Annotated in this window: 19 protein-coding genes and 1 tRNA gene; 6 read left to right on the top strand and 14 right to left on the bottom strand. The window is 73.5% G+C overall.

Annotated features, from left to right (window positions below; translation table 11 throughout):
* Positions 1-36: 36 nt before the first annotated feature.
* From pth to ACGFNF_RS22135, 6 genes are all read right to left on the bottom strand, one after another.
* Complete coding sequence (gene pth / locus ACGFNF_RS22160; protein ID WP_132231500.1) at positions 37-627, bottom strand: aminoacyl-tRNA hydrolase; 591 nt, start codon at positions 625-627, stop codon at positions 37-39.
* Positions 628-732: 105 nt separating this feature from the next.
* Entirely contained in the window at positions 733-1,434 is a 702-nt protein-coding gene (locus ACGFNF_RS22155) for a 50S ribosomal protein L25/general stress protein Ctc (RefSeq protein ID WP_393170322.1), read from the bottom strand.
* 439 nt (positions 1,435-1,873) lie between these two features.
* Positions 1,874-2,854 (bottom strand): ribose-phosphate diphosphokinase, encoded by a 981-nt coding sequence (locus tag ACGFNF_RS22150; protein ID WP_132231504.1) that lies wholly within the window; start codon positions 2,852-2,854, stop codon positions 1,874-1,876.
* A gap of 55 nt (positions 2,855-2,909) precedes the next feature.
* Entirely contained in the window at positions 2,910-4,487 is a 1,578-nt protein-coding gene (gene glmU / locus ACGFNF_RS22145; protein ID WP_393170320.1) for a bifunctional UDP-N-acetylglucosamine diphosphorylase/glucosamine-1-phosphate N-acetyltransferase GlmU, read from the bottom strand.
* 63 nt (positions 4,488-4,550) lie between these two features.
* Positions 4,551-4,622 (bottom strand) — tRNA-Gln (locus ACGFNF_RS22140).
* 8 nt (positions 4,623-4,630) lie between these two features.
* Complete coding sequence (locus ACGFNF_RS22135) at positions 4,631-5,497, bottom strand: helix-turn-helix domain-containing protein (RefSeq protein ID WP_393170318.1); 867 nt, start codon at positions 5,495-5,497, stop codon at positions 4,631-4,633.
* A 135-nt stretch (positions 5,498-5,632) separates the two neighbouring features.
* Between ACGFNF_RS22135 and ACGFNF_RS22130 the strand changes: the two genes are divergently transcribed.
* Positions 5,633-6,589 (top strand): acyl-CoA desaturase, encoded by a 957-nt coding sequence (locus ACGFNF_RS22130; RefSeq protein ID WP_393170316.1) that lies wholly within the window; start codon positions 5,633-5,635, stop codon positions 6,587-6,589.
* Positions 6,590-6,660: 71 nt separating this feature from the next.
* Positions 6,661-7,350, top strand: coding sequence for a TetR/AcrR family transcriptional regulator (locus ACGFNF_RS22125; protein ID WP_357578991.1), 690 nt, complete (start codon positions 6,661-6,663; stop codon positions 7,348-7,350).
* 12 nt (positions 7,351-7,362) lie between these two features.
* On the opposite strand, the gene ACGFNF_RS22120 is transcribed toward ACGFNF_RS22125, so the two are convergent.
* From ACGFNF_RS22120 to ACGFNF_RS22095, 6 genes are all read right to left on the bottom strand, one after another.
* Positions 7,363-7,839: a DUF4383 domain-containing protein gene (locus tag ACGFNF_RS22120; protein WP_151453465.1), complete on the bottom strand. Its 477-nt coding sequence runs from the start codon at positions 7,837-7,839 to the stop codon at positions 7,363-7,365.
* A 227-nt stretch (positions 7,840-8,066) separates the two neighbouring features.
* Positions 8,067-8,522, bottom strand: a complete 456-nt coding sequence (locus ACGFNF_RS22115) for a DUF4383 domain-containing protein (protein WP_357578990.1) — start codon at positions 8,520-8,522, stop codon at positions 8,067-8,069.
* 115 nt (positions 8,523-8,637) lie between these two features.
* Positions 8,638-10,443, bottom strand: coding sequence for an ABC-F family ATP-binding cassette domain-containing protein (locus ACGFNF_RS22110; protein WP_393170313.1), 1,806 nt, complete (start codon positions 10,441-10,443; stop codon positions 8,638-8,640).
* A gap of 171 nt (positions 10,444-10,614) precedes the next feature.
* Positions 10,615-11,571: a 4-(cytidine 5'-diphospho)-2-C-methyl-D-erythritol kinase gene (locus ACGFNF_RS22105; RefSeq protein WP_393170311.1), complete on the bottom strand. Its 957-nt coding sequence runs from the start codon at positions 11,569-11,571 to the stop codon at positions 10,615-10,617.
* Between the two features lie 10 nt (positions 11,572-11,581).
* A complete protein-coding gene (gene rsmA / locus ACGFNF_RS22100) occupies positions 11,582-12,451 on the bottom strand; it encodes a 16S rRNA (adenine(1518)-N(6)/adenine(1519)-N(6))-dimethyltransferase RsmA (RefSeq protein ID WP_393170309.1) in 870 nt (289 codons plus the stop codon).
* 55 nt (positions 12,452-12,506) lie between these two features.
* Positions 12,507-13,433 (bottom strand): TatD family hydrolase, encoded by a 927-nt coding sequence (locus tag ACGFNF_RS22095; protein WP_393170307.1) that lies wholly within the window; start codon positions 13,431-13,433, stop codon positions 12,507-12,509.
* An 82-nt stretch (positions 13,434-13,515) separates the two neighbouring features.
* Here ACGFNF_RS22095 and ACGFNF_RS22090 point away from each other — a divergent pair, with 82 nt between their 5' ends.
* Both ACGFNF_RS22090 and ACGFNF_RS22085 read left to right on the top strand, forming a co-directional pair.
* Positions 13,516-14,748 (top strand): hypothetical protein, encoded by a 1,233-nt coding sequence (locus tag ACGFNF_RS22090; RefSeq protein WP_393170305.1) that lies wholly within the window; start codon positions 13,516-13,518, stop codon positions 14,746-14,748.
* Positions 14,749-14,837: 89 nt separating this feature from the next.
* The gene (locus tag ACGFNF_RS22085; RefSeq protein ID WP_393170303.1) at positions 14,838-15,689 is read left to right on the top strand and encodes an alpha/beta fold hydrolase; all 852 of its coding nucleotides are present in this window, start codon (positions 14,838-14,840) and stop codon (positions 15,687-15,689) included.
* Positions 15,690-15,772: 83 nt separating this feature from the next.
* On the opposite strand, the gene metG is transcribed toward ACGFNF_RS22085, so the two are convergent.
* Complete coding sequence (metG, locus tag ACGFNF_RS22080; RefSeq protein WP_393170301.1) at positions 15,773-17,575, bottom strand: methionine--tRNA ligase; 1,803 nt, start codon at positions 17,573-17,575, stop codon at positions 15,773-15,775.
* A 158-nt stretch (positions 17,576-17,733) separates the two neighbouring features.
* Here metG and ACGFNF_RS22075 point away from each other — a divergent pair, with 158 nt between their 5' ends.
* Entirely contained in the window at positions 17,734-18,762 is a 1,029-nt protein-coding gene (locus ACGFNF_RS22075) for a hypothetical protein (RefSeq protein ID WP_393170299.1), read from the top strand.
* A gap of 232 nt (positions 18,763-18,994) precedes the next feature.
* Here ACGFNF_RS22075 and rsmI read toward each other — a convergent pair whose 3' ends face one another.
* A complete protein-coding gene (gene rsmI / locus ACGFNF_RS22070; protein WP_370518919.1) occupies positions 18,995-19,861 on the bottom strand; it encodes a 16S rRNA (cytidine(1402)-2'-O)-methyltransferase in 867 nt (288 codons plus the stop codon).
* 66 nt (positions 19,862-19,927) lie between these two features.
* On the opposite strand from rsmI, the gene ACGFNF_RS22065 reads away from it, so the two are divergent.
* The gene (locus ACGFNF_RS22065; protein ID WP_393170296.1) at positions 19,928-21,643 is read left to right on the top strand and encodes a dolichyl-phosphate-mannose--protein mannosyltransferase; all 1,716 of its coding nucleotides are present in this window, start codon (positions 19,928-19,930) and stop codon (positions 21,641-21,643) included.
* Positions 21,644-22,094: the final 451 nt, after the last annotated feature.

Here is a 22,094-nt window from a genome sequence, read left to right as displayed (position 1 = left end):
GCGAAGACTACCGGCCCCCGGCGCCCGACCCTGCCCTCACACCCCGTGGTAGAGGTTCTGCGTCGGCTCCACGCCCCTGGTGATCACCGACTCCACCACATCCGCGGCCCGGTCCACCAGGAACTCCAGCTCCTTGCGCTCCGCCGCGCCGAAATCCGACAGTACGTAGTCCGCCGGGTCCTGCCGCCCCGGGGGCCGGCCGATGCCGAACCGCACCCGGACGTACTCCTTCGTGCCCAGCGACTTCGACATCGAACGCAGGCCGTTGTGCCCGCCCTCGCCACCGCCGCACTTCACCCGCACCTGCCCGTAGCCGATGTCCAACTCGTCGTGCACCGCGACCACCCGGCCCGGCGGCACCTTGTGGAACTGGGCCAGACCGGTCACCGGCCCGCCGGAGAGGTTCATGTACGTCAGCGGCTTGACCAGCACCAGCTTCGGCCCGCCGAGACCGAGCCGCCCCTCGGCGACCTCCGCCACCGCCCGCTTGTGCCGGCCGAACCTCGCGCCGAGCCGGCCCGCCAGCAGGTCGGCCACCATGAAGCCGACGTTGTGCCGGTTGCCGGCGTACTCCCGACCCGGGTTGCCCAGGCCGACCACCAGCCACGGCCCCGTCTCGTCCGTCACGCCCCGCCCCTCCCGCTGCTCGCCGTCACCCGCCCGCCCGGACACCGATACGCCGACAGGCGCCCCCGACCGCGCGGGGACGCCTGTCGCAACGATGCGAACCGATCAGGCCTCGGTCTTCGCCTCGGCGTTCTCCTCGCCCTCCGCGGCCGGAGCCTCGGCGGCCTCGGCGGTCTCCTCGCCGACACCGGCCTCGGCCTCCTCGGCGGCCTCCTCGGCGGCCTCCTCGACCTCGGGGAGGGTGGCCTCGAGCTGCTCGGCGGTCGGCGCGGCGGTCACCGAAGCGACCGTCTGGTCCGCGTCGGCGGCCAGCTCGACGCCGGCCGGCAGCTCCACGTCGCCGGCGGTGACCTGGGTGCCGGCCTCCAGGCCCTCGATCGAGGCCTCCAGGTGGTCCGGCACCTTGGTGGCGTCGGCGGTGACCGACAGGGTGTCGTGGTCGTGCACGATCAGGGTGTCCCGCGCGGCCTCGCCGGTCAGCTGCACCGGGACCTCGACGGTGACCTTCTCGCCCCGGCGGACCAGCAGCAGGTCCACGTGCTCGAAGGTGTCCTTGATCGGGTCGCGCTGGATCGCCTTCGGCAGCGCCAGCACCTGGGTGCCGTCGCTGACCTCGATCGCGAAGAGCTGGTTGGCGCCGCCCTTGCGGATCGCGGCGGCGAACTCACGCGACGGCAGCGCGATGTGCTTGGGCTTCTCGCCGTGGCCGTACAGCACGGCGGGCACCTTGCCGGCCCGGCGGGTACGACGGGCACCACCCTTGCCGAACTCGGTGCGGGGCTCGGCGCTGATCTTTACCTCGGACACGGGAGAACTCCTGATGCTTTCGCTGCGGCGGCTTGTCGTCTGGCGGTGCTGGGGCGAGGGGCTCGCTGGGGCTCATGCGTCGAGAACGACTGCCCGGAGCACCGCGTCGATGACGGTGCCTCCGTGCGGCGCTTCTCAGCGGCCCGCCGGGCACCCTCGCCGTGGCAACCGCACCAGTCTACCCGAGCTGATTCCGCGCGTTCCGGCAGTCCCCTTATCACCGTTCCCGCAGCCCCGCAGGGCGATTTCGGCCCGCCCCGGCGGCACCCGCCGCCGGGCGCCGGGCCGGCCCGGCGCCGACCGGCCTTCCCACCCGTGACCGGCCTTCCCACCCGTGACCGGCCTTCCCACCCGTGACCGGTCGACGCAGCGACGCCGCTGCCGGAGCGCCGACGCCGGACCGGGGGCGGCGGTGCCCGCCCGGCCCGGCGTCAGACGGTCAGCTCAGGCCGCCGAAGAGGGTCGTCACGGAACCGTCGTCGAAGACCTCACGGATCGCCCGCGCCAGCAGCGGCGCGATCGACAGCACGGTGATCTTGTCGAGCTGCTTCTCGGGCGGCAGCGGCAGCGTGTTGGTCACCACGACCTCGCTGATCGGGGCGTTCTTCAGCCGCTCGGTCGCCGGGTCGGAGAGCAGCGCGTGCGTCGAGGCCACGATCACGTCGGCCGCGCCGGACTCCCGGAGGATGTCCGCCGCACCGCAGATCGTGCCGCCCGTGTCGATCATGTCGTCGACGATCAGGCAGACGCGGCCCTCGACCTCGCCGACCACCCGGTTCGCCACCACCTGGTTCGGCTTCAGCGGGTCCCGGGTCTTGTGGATGAACGCCAGCGGGCAGCCGCCCAGCCGGTCCGTCCACCGCTCGGCCACCCGCACCCGGCCCGAGTCCGGCGCGACCACCGTCATCGGGCGGCCGGCGTACTTGTGCTGGACGTACTCGGCGAGGATGTCCATCGCGAAGAGGTGGTCGACGGGGCCGTCGAAGAAGCCCTGGATCTGCGCGGTGTGCAGGTCGACGGTCAGGATCCGGTTCGCCCCGGCCGTCTTCAGCAGGTCCGCCACCAGCCGGGCCGAGATCGGCTCCCGGCCGCGGTGCTTCTTGTCCTGCCGCGCGTACGGGTAGAACGGCAGGACCACCGTGATCCGCTTGGCCGAACCGCGCTTCAGCGCGTCGATCATGATCAGGGTCTCCATGACCCAGGTGTTCACCCCGTGCGTCACGGACTGCACCACGAAGGCGTCCGAACCGCGTACCGAGTCCTTGAACCGTACGAAGATCTCACCGTTGGCGAACTCGTACGCGTCGGCCGGCGTCGGCGCGACGCCGAGCACCTCACCGATCTCCTTGGCCAACTCCGGAAAGCCACGTCCGGAAAAAAGCATCAGGCTCTTGCGGTTTTCGGCGACGATGCTGCCCATGGGCCCGTCTGCTCCCGTTGGTCGGTGGTACCCGGCGGTGGTGGTGGGCCGGGGACTATTCGGTTGCAGTATCCCCCGCGCCCGGGGCCGACCTGACCGGCTCGGCATCCCCGTGGATTGCCTCACCTTCACTTGCCCCGGGTCCCGGCGCCGACGCACCCTCATCCGCTGCCTGGGCCCGCGCGGCCGCCTCGGCGGAGACCGTGCCCGCCCGCTTGCGGGCCACCCAACCGTCGATGTTGCGCTGCGGCGCACGGGTCACCCCGAGCGCGCCCGCCGGCACGTCCTGCGCGATCGCGCTGCCCGCCGCCACGTACGCCCCGGCGCCCACCTCGACGGGCGCGATCAGGCTGGTGTCGCAGCCGACGAACGCGCCCTCGCCGACCGTGGTGCGGTGCTTGTTCACCCCGTCGTAGTTCACGAAGATCGTCGCCGCGCCGATGTTCGCCTTCGCGCCGATCGTCGCGTCCCCCACGTACGACAGGTGCGGCACCTTCGCGCCCGCACCCACCTCCGAGTTCTTCACCTCGACGAACGTGCCGACCTTGGCCTTCTCGGCGAGCCGGGCGTCCGGCCGCAGGTACGCGTACGGCCCGACGCTGGCGCCCGCACCGACCTCCGCGCCCACCGCGTGGCTGCGCAGCACCGTGGCGCCCGGGCCGACGACGGTGTCGACAAGCGTCACGTCCGGCCCGACCACCGCGCCCGTGCCGACCACCGTGCCGCCGCGCAGCTGGGTGTTCTGGTCGACCACCGCGTCCCGGTCGAGGGCGACCGTCACGTCGATCCAGGTGGTGTCCGGGTCGAGCAGGCTGACCCCGGTGCGCATCCACGCCTCGTTGACCCGGTCGCGCAGCAGCCGGCGCAGGGCGGCCAGCTCGACCCGGTCGTTGCAGCCCAGCGTCTCCACGTGGTCCGCCGCCACGTGCACCGCCACCGGCTCGCCGGCCGAGCCCAGCAGGGCGAAGACGTCGGTCAGGTACTCCTCGCCCTGGTCGTTGTCGGTCGACAGCTTGCCCAGCGCGTCGCGCAGCCGGGCCACGTCGAACGCGTAGATGCCGGCGTTGATCTCCCGGATCGCCCGCTGCGCGGGGGTCGCGTCGCGCTCCTCGACGATCTGCTCCAGCCGCCCGTCGGTGTCGCGCACGATCCGGCCCAGGCCGGTCGGGTCGGGCACCTCGGCGGCGAGCACGGTCGCCGCCGCGCGTGCCTCCTCGTGCGCCGCCACCAGCGCGGCAACCGTCTCCGGGCGGAGCAGCGGCACGTCACCGTTGATCACGATCACGGTGCCGGTGGCGTCCGGCGCGGCGTCCAGCGCGATCCGGACGGCGTGTCCGGTGCCGAGCTGCTCGGCCTGGAGCACCGGGGTGGCGTCGGGGGCGATCTCCGCGAGGTGCGCGCGGACCTGGTCGGCGCCGTGCCCCACCACGACCACCGTGCGGTCCGCGGCCAGCGGAGCGGCGGCGGCGAGCACGTGGCCGACGAGGGTACGGCCGAGCAGCGGGTGCAGCACCTTGGGCAGCGCCGACTTCATCCGCTTGCCCTCACCGGCGGCGAGCACGACAACGGTGCGGAGGTGGGGCTGGGACACGACACGGGCTCCCGTCGGGACGGCGAACAGTCTCGCGGCCATGCTAACCAGACGGCGAGCCGCCGTTCGGCATGGCCACACGAATGCCGTGAGACGCGGTGTGAGCTGGGGTGCCTGGATTCGAACCAGGAGCTCAAGGCTCCAAAGGCCTGCGGGTTGCCGTTACCCCACACCCCATAAAAATGTCAAGCTTCGCGCACCGCCATTGACGGTTCGCCTCGCTCGACGGTCTGGAACAGCTCGGCGATCATACCTTCGATCCGCCAGTAGAGCTCGCGGCTACGCGGCACGGTGATCACCAGGCAGCCACGATAGTCGTCCCCGACGTTGCGCCGCAGCGTGGCCGGACGGTGTTTCTTGAGGTTGGCGCGCTGGAAGCGATCGACCGGCAGGTCGAGCTTCCGGGCCCACCATTTCAGTGCCGCGTCGAGGTCGGCCGTCTCATGGATGCTGATGCGATAGCTGGGCACGGCACGGTCGACCCCGCACACCTCGAGAAAACGCAGGAAGAGCGCGAGCAGCCCCGGATCGCTGTTGACGAACTGGAGGCGGTCGTCCCGCCGCCACGGCTTGGACTTCGTCCCCTCGCACCAGTAGATCGCCGCACCGAGGAGGAGGAGATCCCGGTCGGCGAGGGAGCCCACCAGGCCGGCCGCACGCACCTGCTCCGCGGCCCGGGCCGTGTCGCGGGCCTTTCGGTGCGCCGACCACCGCGCCTCGGTCATCAGCGCCGCGTGAGCCCGGCGCCGCTCAGCGCCCGCTCCCTCCTCGGCCAGCGGCAGGTCCCTGACCCACTGGTAGGCGGTCGACTTCGCCACGCCGAGCTGGCGGGCTATGTCGTTGACGGAACGCCCCTCGGCGCGCAGCTCGACTGCCGCCGCCCTGAGGTCGTCCTTGGCATTGGGTCGGCGGGTCCGCTCGGGCGCCGGCACGCCCCGGAGAAGGTCGTGGACCCGGTTGCGCCCGAGCCCGGTCCGTGCCCGGATCTCGCGGACGGAGAGCTGCTCGACGGTGCGCAGCCGGCGCACCTCGTCAGCCAGGGGATCGCTCATGAGCAGCACTTTAGAACGCACGTACGACAGCACCAGACATTCATCCCTGACGCTGTCCCATGCGCCTCGCCAGCGCCTAAGTTACGGTGACGTAGGCGTAACTTCGTGATCACTCCGTCCCTCTGCGAGGTGCCCATGTCCGCTACGTCCCTCGACCCCGCCGCCGGACCGAAGCCCCTCACCCAGGGCACCCAGTCCCGGGGCATCCTCATCGCCCTCTGGGCGTTCGTGGTGATCCCATTCCTGGCCCTCGTCGCCGCCGTACCGGTCGCCTGGGGTGGCTGGCTGAGCTGGACCGACGTGGCCGTCGCCGGGTTCTGGTACGTGCTCTCCGGGCTGGGCATCACGGTCGGCTACCACCGGTACTTCACGCACGGGTCGTTCAAGGCGAAGCGCTGGCTGCGGATCGCGCTGGCAGTGTCCGGCTCGCTTGCGGTGCAGGGCGAGATCATCCAGTGGGTGGCCGACCACCGACGCCACCACGCCTTCTCCGACCTGGAGGGCGACCCGCACTCGCCGTGGCGGTTCGGGGAGAGCGTCCGCGGCCTGACGAAGGGCCTGTTCCACGCGCACGTCGGCTGGCTCTTCGGCCGGGAGCTGTCCAACCGGAAGCGCTTCGCCCCGGACCTGCTCGCCGACCGGGACATCAGCCGGGTGGACCGGCTGTTCCCGCTGCTGGTGGTGGTCTCGGTGCTCGGTCCCGCGCTGATGGGCGGCCTGCTCACCTGGTCGTGGCGGGGAGCGCTGTCCGCGCTCTTCTGGGCCGGCCTGGTGCGCATCGCCCTCCTGCACCACGTGACGTGGTCCATCAACTCCGTCTGCCACGTCTACGGGGAGCGGCCGTTCGCGATGCGCCAGGGCGACCGCGCGTCGAACTTCTGGCCGCTGGCGATCGTGTCGTTCGGCGAGAGCTGGCACAACCTGCACCACGCCGACCCGACCAGCGCCCGGCACGGCGTGCTGCGCGGCCAGGTGGACATCTCGGCGCGGGTGATCTGGCTGTTCGAGAGGCTCGGCGCGGCGTGGGACGTGCGCTGGCCGAAGCCCGAACGCATCGCGGCGAAGCTCGTCGCACCGGCCGCCGGCCGGTAGCGCGGTCGATGGGCGCGGAGGTCGCCTGGCAGGATGGCCGGGTGACCGAGCGCCGGCGGAATGACGAGAACATGGCGGATGTCCCTGGCAACGACGGCACGACCGGCCGGCGGCGGGTGGTTCCCGCCGCGGCCCCCAAACCCTCCTCACGCGTACGCATGTCGGCGGCCCAGCGCCGGGAGCAGCTGATCTCGACCGCCCGGCAGATCTTCGCCGAGCGCGGCTTCGACGCCACCTCCATCGAGGAGGTGGCGGCCCGCGCGAAGGTCTCCAAGCCGGTGGTCTACGAGCACTTCGGCGGCAAGGAGGGGCTCTACGCGGTGGTGGTGGACCGGGAGGTCCGCGCCCTGCTGGACCGGATCACCACGGCCCTGACCGCCGGGCACCCCCGCGAGTTGCTGGAGCAGGCGGCGCTGGCCCTGCTGACGTACATCGAGGAGGAGACCAGCGGCTTCCGGGTGCTGGTGCGGGAGTCGCCGGTGCTGTCGGCGGCGGGCAACTTCAGCAGCGTCATGAACGACGTGGCGCACCAGGTGGAGCACATCCTGGGCGCCGAGTTCTCCAGCCGGGGCTACGACCCGAAGCTGGCCGAGCTCTACTCGCAGGCGCTGGTGGGGATGGTGGCGCTGACCGGCCGCTGGTGGCTGGAGGTGCGCAAGCCGCGCAAGGAGACGGTGGCGGCGCACCTGGTCAACCTGGCCTGGAGCGGGCTGTCGCACCTGGAGGCCAAGCCGAGCCTGATCACGGTGCGGGGGCGCTGACCCCGACGTCGGTCAGCGGCCGTGGGCCTCGGAGACCGGGTGGTGCCGCAGCCGCCGTTCCTCCTCGGCGTGCTCGTCGGTGCCGACCTTGTCGTACAGGCCGGTGCCGAGCAGGAGCAGGCCGAAGAGCATCGACACGATGACCGTGGACATCGAGAAGTTGAGGAAGTTGGCCTCGGTCTGGAGCACGGACATCATGAGGACGCTGGTGACCAGGAAGACGACCCCGGCGGTCAGGTTCATGTAGTGGCCGAGGTTGCCGCGCCGGGACGCGCCGACGATGAGCACGATCCCGAAGGCGACGGAGGCCAGCGAGAAGGCCAGGTTGGTGCGGAGCCCGAGGGCCCAGTTGTCGCCCCGGTCGAAGAGCGGGTCGCCCGCCGTCAGGGCGACGCCCCAGACGCCGAAGACCAGGATGTAGAGCCCCACCAGGCCGGCGAGGACCCGGTAGACCGGCCGCGCCGGATGGTTCACGGGAAAGTGCGGCATGACCCCTCCACCAGTCAGGACATTCGCCCCGATTGTCCCAAAGGAGGAGGTCGCCCGTCCGCCAAACCGCCCGACAAAGGCGGAAACCACGAAGGTCCCACCCCACCTGGCAGCAACGGGCCGGGCGGAGCGGGACCACGACAGGTTTTCGCCGGAGCCCGACCCGCGCAGGGATCAAGCCTGACCGCCCGGAGCGGGTCGGGCTCCGGCGAAAACCCCACAACCACTCAGAGCACGAGCCGGGCCTTCTGCCAGGCCTCCTGCTCCTCGTCCGTGCCGACCTTGCCGTACATTCCGACCATCAGCAGGACCAGGCTGACCACCATCAGCGCGATGACGGTGAAGATGCTGAAGTTGAAGATGTTGGCCTCGGTCTGGATGAAGGCGAGACCGGCGAGGCTGATCACCATGATGGCGTACGCCAGCCACTGGTTGATCATGACGTCGATGTTGCGGCCGATCGCGGTGCCGGCCAGCACCGCGGCCCCCAGCAGGGCGCTGAGCAGCGAGAAACCGAGGTTCGTGCCCTGGCCGAGGACCTGGGTGTCATCCTGGGCGAGGGCCTCGTTGCCGGCGCTCGCGATGATGCCGAGCACGCCGAAGGCCACCAGGTACAGACCGGTCAGCCCGCCGATCGCCCGGTAGACCGGCCGCGCGGGGTGGTTGACGGGGGTGTGGGCCATGTCTGAGTCTCCAACGCCGTTCGGGTGAGGGGTCGCCGACGATTGTCCCGCACCCCGGAGTGTGACGCCGCACACGGGGGCCTCCGGTGTGCGGCGCCGCGACCAGGGGGGCGACTCAGGTCGCCGGGATCTCCTCGGCCAGGGCCAGCCAGGACTCCTCGGTCCGCTCCCGCTCGGCCCGCAGCTCCTTGAGCTGGGCGTCGAGCTCGGCGACCTTCGCGTAGTCGGTGGCGTGCGTGGCGAGCTGGTCGAGCAGCGTCGCCTCCTTCTGCTCCAGCTTGCCGACCTGCCGTTCCAGCCGGGCCAGTTCCTTGCGGGCCTGCCGCGCCTCGGCGGCGGACATGCCGGTCGCCGCGGGGGTGTCGGCGCCACCCCCGGGGGCCGTCTCCGGCATCGCTGGGCCGGGCTGGCCGGCGGCCCGGGCGAGGTACTCGTCGACGCCCCCGGGCAGGTGCACCAGCCGCCCGTCGCCGAACATCCCGTACGCGACTTCACTGACCCGCTCGATGAGGTACCGGTCGTGGCTGGCCACGATGACGGTGCCGGGCCAGGAGTCGAGCAGGTCCTCCAGCGCGGCGAGGGTGTCGGTGTCCAGGTCGTTGGTGGGCTCGTCGAACAGCAGCACGTTCGGCTCCCCCGCCAGCAGGCGGAGCATCTGCAACCGGCGACGCTCGCCGCCGGAGAGGTCGCTGACGGGCGTCCAGAGCCGCCGGTCGTCGAAGCCGAAGACCTCGGCGAGCTGGGCGGCGGAGACCTCCCGGTCGCCGAGTTGCACCCGCCGGGCGACCTCCTCCACCGCTTCGAGCACCCGCAGGTGGCCGGGCAGTTCGGCCAGCTCCTGGGAGAGGAAGGCCGGCCGGACGGTCGAGCCGGTGGCGAAGCGCCCGCCGTCGGGGCGGGTGATGCCGGCCAGCATCCGCAGCAGGGTGGTCTTGCCGGCCCCGTTGCGGCCGAGGATGGCGATCCGGTCGCCGGGGCCGACCTGCCAGGTGGTGTCGCGCAGGATCTCCTTCGGGCCGGCGTGCAGGGTGACCTGCGCCAGGTCGTACACCTGCTTGCCGAGCCGGGCGGTGGCGAGCCGTTGCAGCGACATGGTGTCGCGCGCCGGCGGGACGTCGGCGATGAGGGCGTTGGCGGCGTCGATGCGGAACTGCGGCTTGGAGGTGCGGGCGGGCGGGCCGCGCCGCAGCCAGGCGATCTCCTTGCGGAGCAGGTTCTGCCGGCGGGCCTCGGTGGCTGCGGCGACCCGGTCCCGCTCGGCGCGGGCGAGGGTCCAGGCGGCGAAGCCGCCCTCGTACGCCCGGACGGTCTGGTCGGCGACCTCCCAGGTGGTGGTGCAGACGGCGTCGAGGAACCACCGGTCGTGGGTGACCACGACGAGCGCGCCCTTGCGGCCGACGAGGTACTTCGCCAGCCAGTCGACGCCGCCGACGTCGAGGTGGTTGGTGGGCTCGTCGAGGATGAGCAGGTCGGACTCGCGGACCAGCAGCGCGGCCAGCGCGACCCGCCGCCGCTCGCCGCCGGACATCGGGCCGACGGGCTGGTCGAGGCCGAGGTGGGGCATGCCGAGGCCGTCGAGGATGGCCCGCACGCCGGCGTCACCGGCCCACTCATGCTCGGCGCCCATGCTCTCGCCGAGCCAGGCGGTGCCGAGCACCACGTCCCGGACGGTGGCCTCGGGGGCGAGCTGGAGGCTCTGCGGCAGCCAGGCGACCCGCAGGTCGCGGCGGTGGGTGACCCGCCCGTCGTCCGGTTCCTCGATGCGGGTGAGCAGCCGCAGCAGGGTGGACTTGCCGGCGCCGTTGAGGCCGACCACGCCGATCCGGTCGGCGTCGTCCAGGCCGAGCGAGACGTCGGTGAGCAGCGGCCCGGCGGCGCCGTAGCCCTTGGACACCCGGTCCAGGTTGACGATGTTGGCCACGACCTCACCTCCCATGATCAAGGCGTCCCGGTGCCGGCCGGCACCTGGGACGCCTGAGTCTCCAGCGTACGCGGACCGCCCCGCCGCCCGCCGGGCGCGGGCTCCACCCGGCGCCGCCTGGAGAGGCGGTACCGGGGGGCCGGGAGCGCGGGATCGGGCGGGGTGGGCCGGTCAGGCGATGCGCGCGCCGGGCACCGGGCCGTGCGCGGTGCGCGCCTCGCGGCACACGTCGGCGGACGTCAGCTCCGCGGCGATCCGCTCGGCGTCGGCGGCGTCCGCCGCGAGGAAGACGCAGGTCGGCCCCGAGCCGGAGACGATGCCGGCCAGCGCCCCGGCCGCCTCGCCGGCCTTCAGCGTCTCCGCCAGCGACGGGCGCATGGCCAGGGCGGCGTCCTGGAGGTCGTTACCGAGGGCCGCGGCGAGCACCCGCGGGTCCCGCTGGCGCAGCGCGGCGAAGAGCGCGTCGGTGCTGCCCAGCGGCTCGCCGGCCACGCCGGCCGCGCGCAGCCGGTCCAGTTCCCGGTAGGCGACCGGGGTGGAGAGGCCGCTGTCGGCCACGGCCACCACCCAGTGCCAGGTGGTGGGGCGGGCCAGCACGGGGCTGACCGACTCGCCCCGGCCGGTGCCGAGCGCGGTGCCGCCGTGGATCAGGAACGGCACGTCGGAGCCGAGGTCGGCGGCGATCCGGGCCAGCTCGTCGCGGGACAGCCCGGTCCCCCAGAGCGTGTCGCAGGCGACCAGCGCCGCGGCCGCGTCGGCGCTGCCTCCGGCCAGCCCACCGGCAAGCGGGATCTGCTTGCGCAGGTGCAGCCGGGCGTGCGGCGGCACCCCCGCGTAGCCGGCGAGGGCGCGGGCCGCCCGGATGGCCAGGTTGGTGTCGTCCAGGGCCAGCTCGCCGGCGCCCTCGCCCTCCATGGTCAGGGTGAGCGTGTCGCCCCGGCGGGCGGTCAGCTCGTCGTGGATGGAGATGGCGTGGTAGACGGTGTTCAGCTCGTGGTAGCCGTCAGGGCGCAGCGGCCCCACCCCGAGGTGCAGGTTGACCTTGGCAGGCACCCGGACCCGCACCGGTCCGCTGGCTCCGCGCCGCCGCTGCTCGTCCTCGTCGTCCGGTCCCCAGGCCTCGGTCACGGGCGTCAGCCTACTGCGCTGCGGGTGGGGCGGTCGGGGCCGACGCGGCGATGGCGGCGAACTGCTCGACGGTGAGCGACTCCCCGCGTGCGCCGGGGTCGACGCCGGCGGCGGTGAGCGCGTCGGCCGCCCGGTCCGCGCCGCCGGCCCAGCCGGCCAACGCGGCGCGCAGGGTCTTGCGGCGCTGCGCGAAGGCCGCGTCCACCACGGCGAAGACCCGTTGCCGGGGTACGTCGGCGCGGGGCGGCTCGCGGCGGGTGAAGGCGACCAGCCCGGAGTCGACGTTCGGCACCGGCCAGAAGACGTTCGGCGGGACCTTCCCGGCGGCGCGGGACGAGGCGTACCAGGCGAGCTTGACCGACGGTACGCCGTACACCTTGGAGCCGGGACCGGCGACGAGCCGGTCGGCGACCTCCTTCTGCACCATCACCAGCCCGTGCCGCAGGCTGGGCAGCTCGGCGAGCAGGTGCAGCACCACCGGCACGGCCACGTTGTAGGGCAGGTTCGCCACCAGCGCGGTCGGCGCGGGTTCGGCCAACTGGGCGGCGCGGACGCGCAGCGCGTCGGCGTGGTGCACGGTCAGCCGCGCGGCGTCGGGCCCGGCGTGCCGGGCGGCGGTGTCGGGCAGCGCGCCGGCCAGCGTCGCGTCGAGTTCCACGGCGTGCACGTGCGCGGCGGCCGGGAGCAGGGCGAGGGTGAGGGAGCCGAGGCCGGGGCCGACCTCCAGCGCCACGTCGTCCGGGGCCAGGCCGGCGGCGGTGACGATGCGCCGGACGGTGTTCGGGTCGTGCACGAAGTTCTGGCCGAGCCTCTTGGTGGGGGTGACGCCCAGCCGGGCGGCCAGTTCCCGGATCTCCGCCGGGCCGAGGAGACCGGTCACGCCCCGTAGCCTATGCGGACCGCCTTCCGGGCGCGCGGGCCAGGGGTCCTGACCGTCACCACAGGCCGAAGGCGCGGTCGCCGGTGGCGGAGACGGCGGCGCAGAGCTCGTCCAGGTCCGTGCCCGTCGTCTCGGCCAGCGACCGTACGGTCAGCGGGATCAGGTACGAGGCGTTCGGCCGGCCCCGGTGCGGCATCGGGGTCAGGTAGGGCGCGTCGGTCTCCACCAGGATCTGCTCGACCGGGGTCAGCGCGGCGGCCTCCCGCAGCGCGGCGGCGCTGCCGAAGGTGACCGTGCCGGCGAAGCTGAGCAGGTAGCCCCGGCGGACGCACTCGCGGGCGAAGTCGGCGTCGCCGGAGAAGCAGTGCAGCACCACGGTGTCCGGGGCGCCCTCGTCGTCGAGGATCCGCAGCACGTCGGCGTGCGCGTCGCGGTCGTGGACGACCAGCGCCTTGCCGTACCGCTTGGCGATGGCGATGTGCGCCCGGAAGCTCTCCTCCTGGACGGCGCGGCCCTCCTCGCCGGTGCGGAAGAAGTCCATTCCCGTCTCGCCGATGCCGCGCACCCGGTCCCGGGCGGCGAGCGCCTCGATCTCGCGCAGCGCCTCGTCCAGGTCGGGCAGGCGGGGGGCCTCGTTCGGGTGCAGCGCCACGGTGGCCAGCACGGCCGGGTGGTTGTCGGCGACGTCGGCCCCCCAGCGGGAGGAGGCGACGTCCACCCCGACCTGCACGAGTCGGTCGACGCCCACCGAGGCGGCGACGGCCACGGCCACGGCGACCGGGTCCTCGACGGGTACGACGCCCGGGTCCCCGTCCGCCTGCGGCTGCGGGGGCACGCCGGCCTCGCTGACGGTGATGTCGAGGTGGGTGTGGCTGTCCAGCACGGGGCGGGGCAGCGGCTCGGGCACGGGCGGGAACTCCCCGGCCCGGCGGGCGGCGCGCTGCTTGCGGGTTTCGGTGGGCTCGCTCATCGCGGTCAGCATCACACACCGCCGGTGGTCCGCGTCGTGGGGACGCCACCGCCTGTTCACCGGGACGGCACATCTCGCGCCTAGCGTCGTCGGCGTGACCATCACCCCTCAGGCCAGCGGAAACGGCCCGCGTGTGACGTACGGGGGCGTGGTGTACCCGGCGGAGGAGATCGCCCGGGGCGCGGCGTACGAGCTGTTCAGTGCCGAGGAGGCGCCCGGCTTCGAGTGGGCGCCCCGGCCCGGGGTCACGCTGCCGTGGCGCAGGTTCGTGCACGCCACCGAGGTCACCGTCGTGCCTCCCGTGGCCGAGCCGGGCGACGAGGCGGAGTCCCTGCTGCTGGTGCCGCTGCACCGGGAGCGGGGCTGGGCGTACGTGCAGCAGCTCAGCCAGCAGCCCGCCGCGGCCGGGGACCCGACGCTGGCGGCGGTGCGCGCCTCCGCGGTCGTCCGGCGGGGCACCCGGATGGTGAAGGTGCTCTCCGCGCGGCAGCTCGCCGGTTACGTGCGCGGGTGGCTGCCGCACGGGTTCTGCTATCGGGAGCACGACGTGGCGCACCTGCGTACGCCGTCGGCGACGGCCGTGCTGCGCACCGACGGCGCGGACGGTCCCGACGGCGCGGACGTGACGTACGCGCTGCGCTGGCGGGCGGCCGACCCGGCCGACTACGACGTGCCGGTCGGCGGGGCGCACCGGGGGCTGACCGCGCTCGCGCCCCGGGACCGGCTGGGCGGGGCGGTGCTCGGCACCGGTTTCGTGCCCAGCAGCACCCAGCTCGTCCCGGAGTTCGTCACCCGGGACTTCGCGGACCTGCCGATGCCGGCGAACGCCACCCTGCTCGCGTACCCGGCCGACGGCGTGGAGGTGGTGCTCTACAGCTACCAGGCCGAGCAGCGCGGCTGGCTGCGGATGGCCGGCCCGCAGTGGCGGCACCTGCTGGCGGCGGTGCCGGGGCTCTCCCCCGACCAGGAGTACGTCCCGACCGGCGAGGCGCCCCGCTCCACGCGGCTGGTCGGCGACTACGCCGGCGGCGAGTACGAGGCGGTGGCCGACCAGCCCGGCGGGTTCCGGGTGCTGGCGATGACCCGGGCCGCCCGGTACCCGGTGGAGTCGGCGGCCCGCCGGCTGCGGCTGGCCGACTGGCGGGGCGTGCCCTGCCTGGTGCTGCGGGAGGAGTCCGGGTGGCTGCGCCTGCGCCTGCGTCGGCCCGGCCCGGACGCGGTGGCCGAGACCGGGGCGCAGTGCCAGGAGCGGGGCGTCCACGAGACGTGGGCGCCCGCGTCCGAGGTCACCGACGACCGGGTGGTGGACCTGCCGTACGCGCTCTGAGCAGGGCCGGGCGCCGGTTTCGGGCGGCATAACCCCGGGTGGGGTGGGAAAGCGCGGGCGTCCGACCGTCACGTGACCAGGAGACGCGCATGCCTTTCATCACCGTGGGGACGGAGAACTCCGCCCCCGTCGACCTGTACTACGAGGACCACGGCTCCGGTCAGCCGATCGTGCTGATCCACGGTTTCCCGTTCAACGGGGCGACCTGGGAAAAGCAGGTCGGACCGCTGCTGGCTGCCGGGTACCGGACGATCACGTACGACCGGCGGGGCTTCGGCAGCTCGGCGCAGCCGGCGTCCGGGTACGACTACGACACGTTCGCCGCCGACCTCGACGTGCTGATGACGGAGCTGGACCTGCGGAACGCGATCCTGGTCGGTCACTCGATGGGCACCGGCGAGGTGACCCGCTACCTGGGCGTGTACGGCTCGCAGCGGGTGGACCGGGCGGTGCTGCTGGCCCCGCTCGCGCCGTTCCTGCTGAAGACCTCGGACGACCCGGAGGGGGTCGAGAAGAGCCTCTTCCAGGGCTTCCAGCGGGCCATCATCGACGACCGGTTCGCCTACCTCACCACCTTCTGCGAGGCGTTCTTCAACTACCAGGAGAACAAGGGCAGGCTGGTCAGCGAGGAGGCGTTCCGGGCGCACTGGGAGATCGGCGCCCGGGCCTCGGCGAAGGGCACCCACGACAGCGTGGACGCCTGGCAGACCGACTTCCGGGGCGACGTGTCCCGCATCGACGTGCCGGTGCTCATCGTGCAGGGCGACGCCGACGCGGTGCTGCCGTACCCGGCGACCGGTCAGCGGCTTCAGCCGATGCTGCCCGGCAGCCAGCTGGTGACGCTGAAGGGCGCGCCGCACGGCATCCCGTGGACGAACGCGGCCGAGGTCAACCGCAGCATCATGGACTTCATCGGCGCGCCGGCGATGGCCCGGGCCTGACGCGCCACCGGCGCCAGGTCCGGACGCGCCGGCGACGGGCGCGACCCCCTCGGGGGTCGCGCCCGTCGGCGCGCAGGTGGCCGTCAGTCGGCCAGGCGGGCGAGTTCCTCGTCGACGATCGACGGGTCGAGCTTGCGGAAGACCGGCTTCGGCGCGGCCAGCGGCCGGCCGGCCTCCAGCGGTACGGACTCCCAGCGCGCGCCGACCGTGTAGTCGCCGGTCAGCACCGGGTACGCGGGCCCGCCGTCGAGGTCCTCGACCTCCTCGATGACCGGCATCGGGGCGTGCACGCCGGTGCCGCCGAGCAGCTCGTGCACCTGCTGCGCGCTGTGCGGCAGGAACGGGGTGAGCAGCGTGTTGGCGTCGCTGACCACTTGGAGGGCGACGTGCAGGATGGTGCCCATCCGCGGCTTGTCGTCCTCGCCCTTGAGCTTCCACGGCGCCTGCTCGGAGAGGTACCGGTTGGCCTCGGCGACCACCCTCATCGCCTCGCCGATGGCCTGCTTCTGGCGGTGCCGGGCGATCAGGTCGCCGACCGTCGCGAAGCCGGCCCGGGCGACCGCGAGCAGCGCCTCGTCGGCCTCGGTGAGGCCGGCGGGGTCGACGGGCGGGATCGCGCCGAAGTTCTTCGCCGCCATGGAGACGGACCGGTTGACCAGGTTGCCCCAGCCGGCGACCAGCTCGTCGTTGTTGCGGCGCAGGAACTCGGCCCAGGTGAAGTCGGTGTCGTTGCTCTCCGGGCCGGCGGCGGCGATGAAGTAGCGCAGCGCGTCGGCGTCGTAGCGCTCCAGGAAGTCCCGGACGTAGATGACGACCCGGCGCGAGGAGGAGAACTTCTTCCCCTCCATGGTCAGGTATTCGCTGGAGACCACCTCGGTGGGCAGGTTGAGCCGGCCCAGGTCGCCCGGCGCGCCGTCCCGGCTGCCCTCGCCCGAGTAGCCGGAGAGCAGCGCCGGCCAGATCACCGAGTGGAAGACGATGTTGTCCTTGCCCATGAAGTAGTAGGCGCGAGCGTCCTTCCCCTCCCCGTCGGTGGACCACCACCGGCGCCACGCCTCGGGGTCGCCGGAGCGGCGGGCCCACTCGATCGAGGCGGAGAGGTAGCCGATCACCGCGTCGAACCAGACGTAGATGCGCTTGTCGGGGCGCTCGCGCCAGCCGTCGAGCGGGATCGGCACGCCCCACTCCAGGTCGCGGGTGATGGCCCGGGGCTGGAGGTCGTCGAGCAGGTTCTTCGAGAAGCGCAGCACGTTGGGCCGCCAGCCCTCGCGGGTGTCGAGCCACTGCCGCAGCACGTCGGCCAGGGCGGGCAGGTCGAGGAAGAAGTGCTCGGTCTCGACGAACTTCGGGGTCTCCCCGTTGATCCGCGACTTCGGGTCGACCAGGTCGATCGGGTCGAGCTGGTTGCCGCAGTTGTCGCACTGGTCGCCGCGCGCGCTGTCGTAGCCACAGATCGGGCAGGTGCCCTCGATGTAGCGGTCGGGCAGCGTCCGGCCGGTGGACGGGGAGATCGCCCCCATCGTGGTCTTCGGGACGATGTAGCCGTTGCGGTACATCCCCTCGAACAGCTCCTGCACCACGGCGTAGTGGTTGCGGGTGGTGGTGCGGGTGAACAGGTCGTAGGAGAGACCGAGGCCGTGCAGGTCCTCCACGATCACCCGGTTGTAGCGGTCGGCCAGCTCGCGCGGGGTGACCCCGTCGGCGTCGGCCTGCACCTGGATGGGGGTGCCGTGCTCGTCGGTGCCCGACACCATGAGCACGTCGTGCCCGGCCATCCGCATGTACCGGCTGAAGACGTCGGAGGGAACGCCGAAACCGGAGACGTGGCCGATGTGGCGCGGGCCGTTGGCGTACGGCCAGGCGACCGCCGCGAGAACGTGACTCATGACCAGCAAGCCTAGTGACCCGCTCGCGGTGACCGCGAACCAATAGGGCCCCCGGCCCGGTGGCCCGGTGGGACCGGGTCCGATGTTCGCCCGATTTGTCGCCGACACGCGGCCTGAGCTGCCGGCGGACGCCCTGGTCGCGGGGTGCAATGAACGCCGTGACTGGCAGACGAGCGGCCCGGGATCGTGACGACCGTCCCTCCGGCCCGACGGACGGCGGCGCGGGGAGGGCGCCGCGCGGCACCCGCGCGCCGCACCCCCGGGCGGTCCAGGCCGCCGCGCCGCCGGGGTCGCCGCCGGAGTCGCCCGTCGAGGCCGCCGGACCCGTGGCGGCCCCGCCGTCCGCCGCGCCCGCCGTCGAGGTGGAGCCCACGACCGGGGCGCCGGTCGACGCCGTGCCGCGCCGGGTCCCCGTCCGGCAGCCGAACCGCTGGCCCCGCCGGGGGCGTCCGTCCGCCGGCGACCCGCCGGACCGGGACGACGGCGGGCGTACGCCGGACGGCGAGGGCGGTGGGCCTGCGTCGGACGACGGCGGGCGTACGCCGGACGGCGGGGACGGTGCCGACGGGGCGTACTGGCCGCCGATCGAGCTGGTGCACTGGGACGGCACCCCGATCCGGGAGGAACCGCCGCACGAGCGGGAGCGGTCGGCCCGGGAGGATGCCGCGCGGCGGCGGGCCCGGCGCACCCCGCGTCCGCCCGATCCGCTGCCGGGGCTGGCCGCCCTGCTGGCGCTGAGCCTGGTGGCGGCGTTCTTCGCCTGGGTCAGCGCGGGCCCGTTCTGGCTGGCGGTGGGGCACGCCACCCGGGGCACGGTGGTGATCGCCGACTGCACCGGAGGCGGGCTCGCGCAACGCTGCCGGGGCAACTTCGCCCCCGCCGACGAGACGTGGACCGCGTACGGCGTGCGGGTGAGCGGGGTGGCCGCGGAGCGCACCGCGACCGGCACGATCCTGCCGGCCCGGATGACCGGCCCGGACGGCGGCACCGCGTACGCGGACACCGGCGCGGCCGGGCACCTGCGCTGGCTGCTCGGCCTGCTGGTGGTGCTGGGCTGCGGCGCGGGGATCGTCAGGTGGACCGGGTCCGCCCGGATCGCCGACCCCCGGCTGCGCCGCTGGGCGGTGACGGGCGCCGCGGCCGGCCCACTGGCGATCACCCTCGGCTTCCTCGTCGCCGCCTGGTGAACCCGTCGGGTGCTGCCGGGCACCCGACGGCCGGGCCGCCGCCGAGGTGCCCGGCCAGGCCTGGCCGGGATCCCGGTCGCGCCGGGTCGGCATCCCGGTCGGCCCGGTCGGGATTCGGTCGGGCCGCGTCGGGTCCCAGTCGGGCCGGGTCGGGATTCGGTCGGGCCGCGTCGGATCCCGGCCTGGCCGGGTGGAGATTCCAGTCGGGTGTCAGGCGGGCACGACCCGGGTGTCAGGCGTGCACGACGGCGTAGACGTCGCGGCGGCGCAGGGCGTACTCCGTGGCGACCTCGGTGATCGCATCCCGGCGGGACAGCCCGGCGGCCTCGCGGGCGGCGACGGCGGCGCGCAGCGTGTCGTCGTCGGGCCGCTCGGGGGCCGACTCGGGCGCGCCGGCCACGACGAGGGTGATCTCGCCGCGCGGCTCCCCCTCGGCCGCCCAGTCGGCCAGCTCGCCGAGCGGGCGGCGGACGATCTCCTCGTACGTCTTGGTCAGCTCGCGGCAGAGCGCGGCGGGCCGGTCGGCGCCGAACGCGGCGGCCAGGTCGGCGAGCGCGGCGGCGATCCGGTGCGGCGCCTCGAAGAAGACAAGCGTCCGTTCCTCGGCGGCGAGGGCCCGCAGGCGGGACCGGCGGGCGCCGCCGGTGCGCGGCAGGAAGCCCTCGAAGCAGAACCGGTCGCAGGGCAGGCCGGACAGTGCCAGGGCGGTGGTGACCGCGCTCGGGCCCGGCGCGGCGGTGACCGGCACGCCGGCGTCGAGGGCGGCCCGGACCAGCCGGTAGCCCGGGTCGGAGACGCTCGGCATGCCGCCGTCGGTGACCAGGGCGACCAGGTAGCCGGCGGTCAGCACGTCGACCAGCTCGGGGGTACGCCGCTCCTCGTTGCCCTCGAAGTAGGAGACGATGCGGCCGCCGACGGTGACGTCGAGGTCCCGGGCCAGCCGGGTCAGCCGGCGGGTGTCCTCGGCGGCCACCACGTCCGCGGCGGCGAGCACCTCGCGGAACCGGGCGGAGGCGTCGGCGGGGTTGCCGAGCGGCGCGCCGAGCAGGACCAGGCGCCCGGTTTCGGACTTTTCACCCACGAGATGCAACTCCTTCATCGACGGCTTTACCGGTATCGGAGACGACGGGCGCCACCGGGCACCTTCGCAGCCTACGATCGCCGGGTGACGAGTGCGTCGACAGCACAGAGCGCGGACCAGGCGGGGCAGGACCTCACGGACGGCAGTCCGCCGGAGGGCAGGTCCCCGGCTTCCGGCGGGATCCCCGGCGTGGTCCGGCGGCGGCTGGCCACCGTCGAGGCCCGGCTGGACGGGCGTTCCTGGCTCGCCACCGGCGTGATCGTCGCCATCGCGGCGATCCTGCGCTTCGTCGGCCTGAGCCACCCGCCGGGCAAGATCTTCGACGAGACCTACTACGCCCGGGACGGCTGGGGGCTGATCGACAAGGGCGTCGAGTGGAACTACAAGGACGGCGGCCCGTCGTACGTGGTCCACCCGCCGCTGGGCAAGTGGCTGATCGGGTTCGGCGAGTGGGCCTTCGGCTACTCCGACGCCGAGCACGGCATCTCCGTGCCGGGGCACCTGATGACGACGGCGCCGGAGTTCGGCTGGCGGGTCTCGGCGGCGGTCGTCGGCACCCTGTCCGTGTTGCTGCTGGTCCGCATCGGCCGGCGGATGTTCCGCTCGACCGCGCTGGGCTGCGCCGCCGGCCTGCTGCTCGCGCTGGACGGCTTCCACCTGGTGCTCTCCCGCACCGCGCTGCTCGACATCTTCCTGCTGTTCTTCGTGCTGGCCACGTTCGGCGCCCTGGTGCTCGACCGGGACGCCCGGCGTCGCCGGTGGGCCCGGGCGCTGGAGGCCGGCCTGGACCCGGGCCGGCCCGGGCGGGCCGGGCGGCCGGCGGGCGGCTGGCGGAACTGGCCGTGGTGGCGGCTCGCCGCCGGGGTCCTGTTCGGCTGCGCCTGCGCGGTCAAGTGGAGCGCGCTCTACTTCCTGCCTGTCTTCGCGCTGCTGGTGATCCTCTGGGAGGTCGGGGTCCGCCGCTCCGCCGGCGTACGCCGGCCGTGGCGGGACGCCCTCCTCGACGAGGTGCCGTGGCTGGTGCTGGCCGGCGTGCTGATGGTGCTCACCTACGTCGCCACCTGGTCCGGCTGGCTGCTCGGCGACGAGGGCTACTACCGGCTGGCCGAGCGCTACCCGAACGCCCCGCTGAGCGACACCCCGGTCTTCGGCGCGTTGAACAACCTGATCGAGTACCACAAGGCCGCGTACGGCTTCCACGCCGGCCTCGACGACCCGCACAAGTACCAGTCGTGGCCGTGGCAGTGGCTGCTGCTCGGCCGGCCGGTCGCCTTCTACTGGGTCGGCGACGGGCCCTGCGGGGCGCCGAGCTGCGCCTCCGAGATCCTGCTGCTGGGCACCCCGCTGCTCTGGTGGTCGTTCCTGCCCGCGCTGGCGGCACTGGTCTGGCTGGGCCTGGCCCGGCGGGACTGGCGGGCGGGAGCGATCCTGCTCGTCGTGGCGGCCGGCCTGCTGCCCTGGTTCTGGTTCGCCCTCGACGGCCGGACGATGTTCTCCTTCTACACCGCGCCGGTCCTGCCGTTCCTGGTGCTGGCGGTGGTCTACGTGCTCGGCGCGATCGTCACGCCGGCCGGTCCACCGGGCGCCGTCGCCGCGCAGCCGGGAGACGGCGGCCCCGCCGCCGCGCGCGTCGAGTCGGACGAGCTTCGGGATCGCAGGCTGGTCGGCGGGGTGATCGCCGGGGCGTACGTCCTACTGGTCGCGCTCTGCTTCGCGTACTTCCATCCGATCTTCGTCGGGAAGGTGCTGCCGTACGCCGAGTGGTCGGCGCGGATGTGGCTGGACGGCCGCTGGATCTGACGGGACGGCACGGCACCCGCCGCACGCCCCGGGCGGCGCGGCGGGTGCACAAGGAACGGGCCCGCACGCGGTGGCGTGCGGGCCCGTTCGACGTAGATGCGCGCCCCGATCGCCTGCCACGGGGGAAGCGGGCGATTGGGGCGCGCATCAAGAGCTTAACCACCACCTACCACTGGCACAACGGGTCGACTTCGGTCAGATTTCCGACCAACGCGACACCGCACGGATGGTTTACATCCGGCACCTAACGGTCCGTCATCTTGCGCAAACGGTACGGATCGCACCGCCGGCGGGAGCAGGGTCTGCCAGATTTCGCAGCGATCGGGATTCCCATCGATGGGAGACTTCCCGTAACGTATCGATCGATTTGGTTCTCCAGTAACCCTGGGTCCGGTCCGTCGGCACCCGGGCCGGTTGCACTGTCAGCCATCCCGATCGATCGGACGGAGTT

The organism is Micromonospora sp. NPDC048868 (assembly GCF_043198195.1).
GTDB lineage: Bacteria > Actinomycetota > Actinomycetes > Mycobacteriales > Micromonosporaceae > Micromonospora > Micromonospora reichwaldensis.
Note: the sequence above shows the minus strand (reverse complement) of the source record. Positions and strands in the feature narration are given on the sequence as shown.

What these genes read in the sequence shown, in the direction of transcription:
- ACGFNF_RS22150 (WP_132231504.1), bottom strand. Translation starts at nt 2,854, where the DNA reads ATGGGCAGCATCGTCGCCGAAAACCGCAAGAGCCTGATGCTTTTTTCC.
- glmU (WP_393170320.1), bottom strand. Translation starts at nt 4,487, where the DNA reads ATGGCCGCGAGACTGTTCGCCGTCCCGACGGGAGCCCGTGTCGTGTCC.
- ACGFNF_RS22135 (WP_393170318.1), bottom strand. Translation starts at nt 5,497, where the DNA reads ATGAGCGATCCCCTGGCTGACGAGGTGCGCCGGCTGCGCACCGTCGAG.
- ACGFNF_RS22130 (WP_393170316.1), top strand. Translation starts at nt 5,633, where the DNA reads ATGTCCGCTACGTCCCTCGACCCCGCCGCCGGACCGAAGCCCCTCACC.
- ACGFNF_RS22125 (WP_357578991.1), top strand. Translation starts at nt 6,661, where the DNA reads ATGGCGGATGTCCCTGGCAACGACGGCACGACCGGCCGGCGGCGGGTG.
- ACGFNF_RS22120 (WP_151453465.1), bottom strand. Translation starts at nt 7,839, where the DNA reads ATGCCGCACTTTCCCGTGAACCATCCGGCGCGGCCGGTCTACCGGGTC.
- ACGFNF_RS22115 (WP_357578990.1), bottom strand. Translation starts at nt 8,522, where the DNA reads ATGGCCCACACCCCCGTCAACCACCCCGCGCGGCCGGTCTACCGGGCG.
- ACGFNF_RS22095 (WP_393170307.1), bottom strand. Translation starts at nt 13,433, where the DNA reads ATGCTGACCGCGATGAGCGAGCCCACCGAAACCCGCAAGCAGCGCGCC.
- ACGFNF_RS22085 (WP_393170303.1), top strand. Translation starts at nt 14,838, where the DNA reads ATGCCTTTCATCACCGTGGGGACGGAGAACTCCGCCCCCGTCGACCTG.
- metG (WP_393170301.1), bottom strand. Translation starts at nt 17,575, where the DNA reads ATGAGTCACGTTCTCGCGGCGGTCGCCTGGCCGTACGCCAACGGCCCG.
- rsmI (WP_370518919.1), bottom strand. Translation starts at nt 19,861, where the DNA reads ATGAAGGAGTTGCATCTCGTGGGTGAAAAGTCCGAAACCGGGCGCCTG.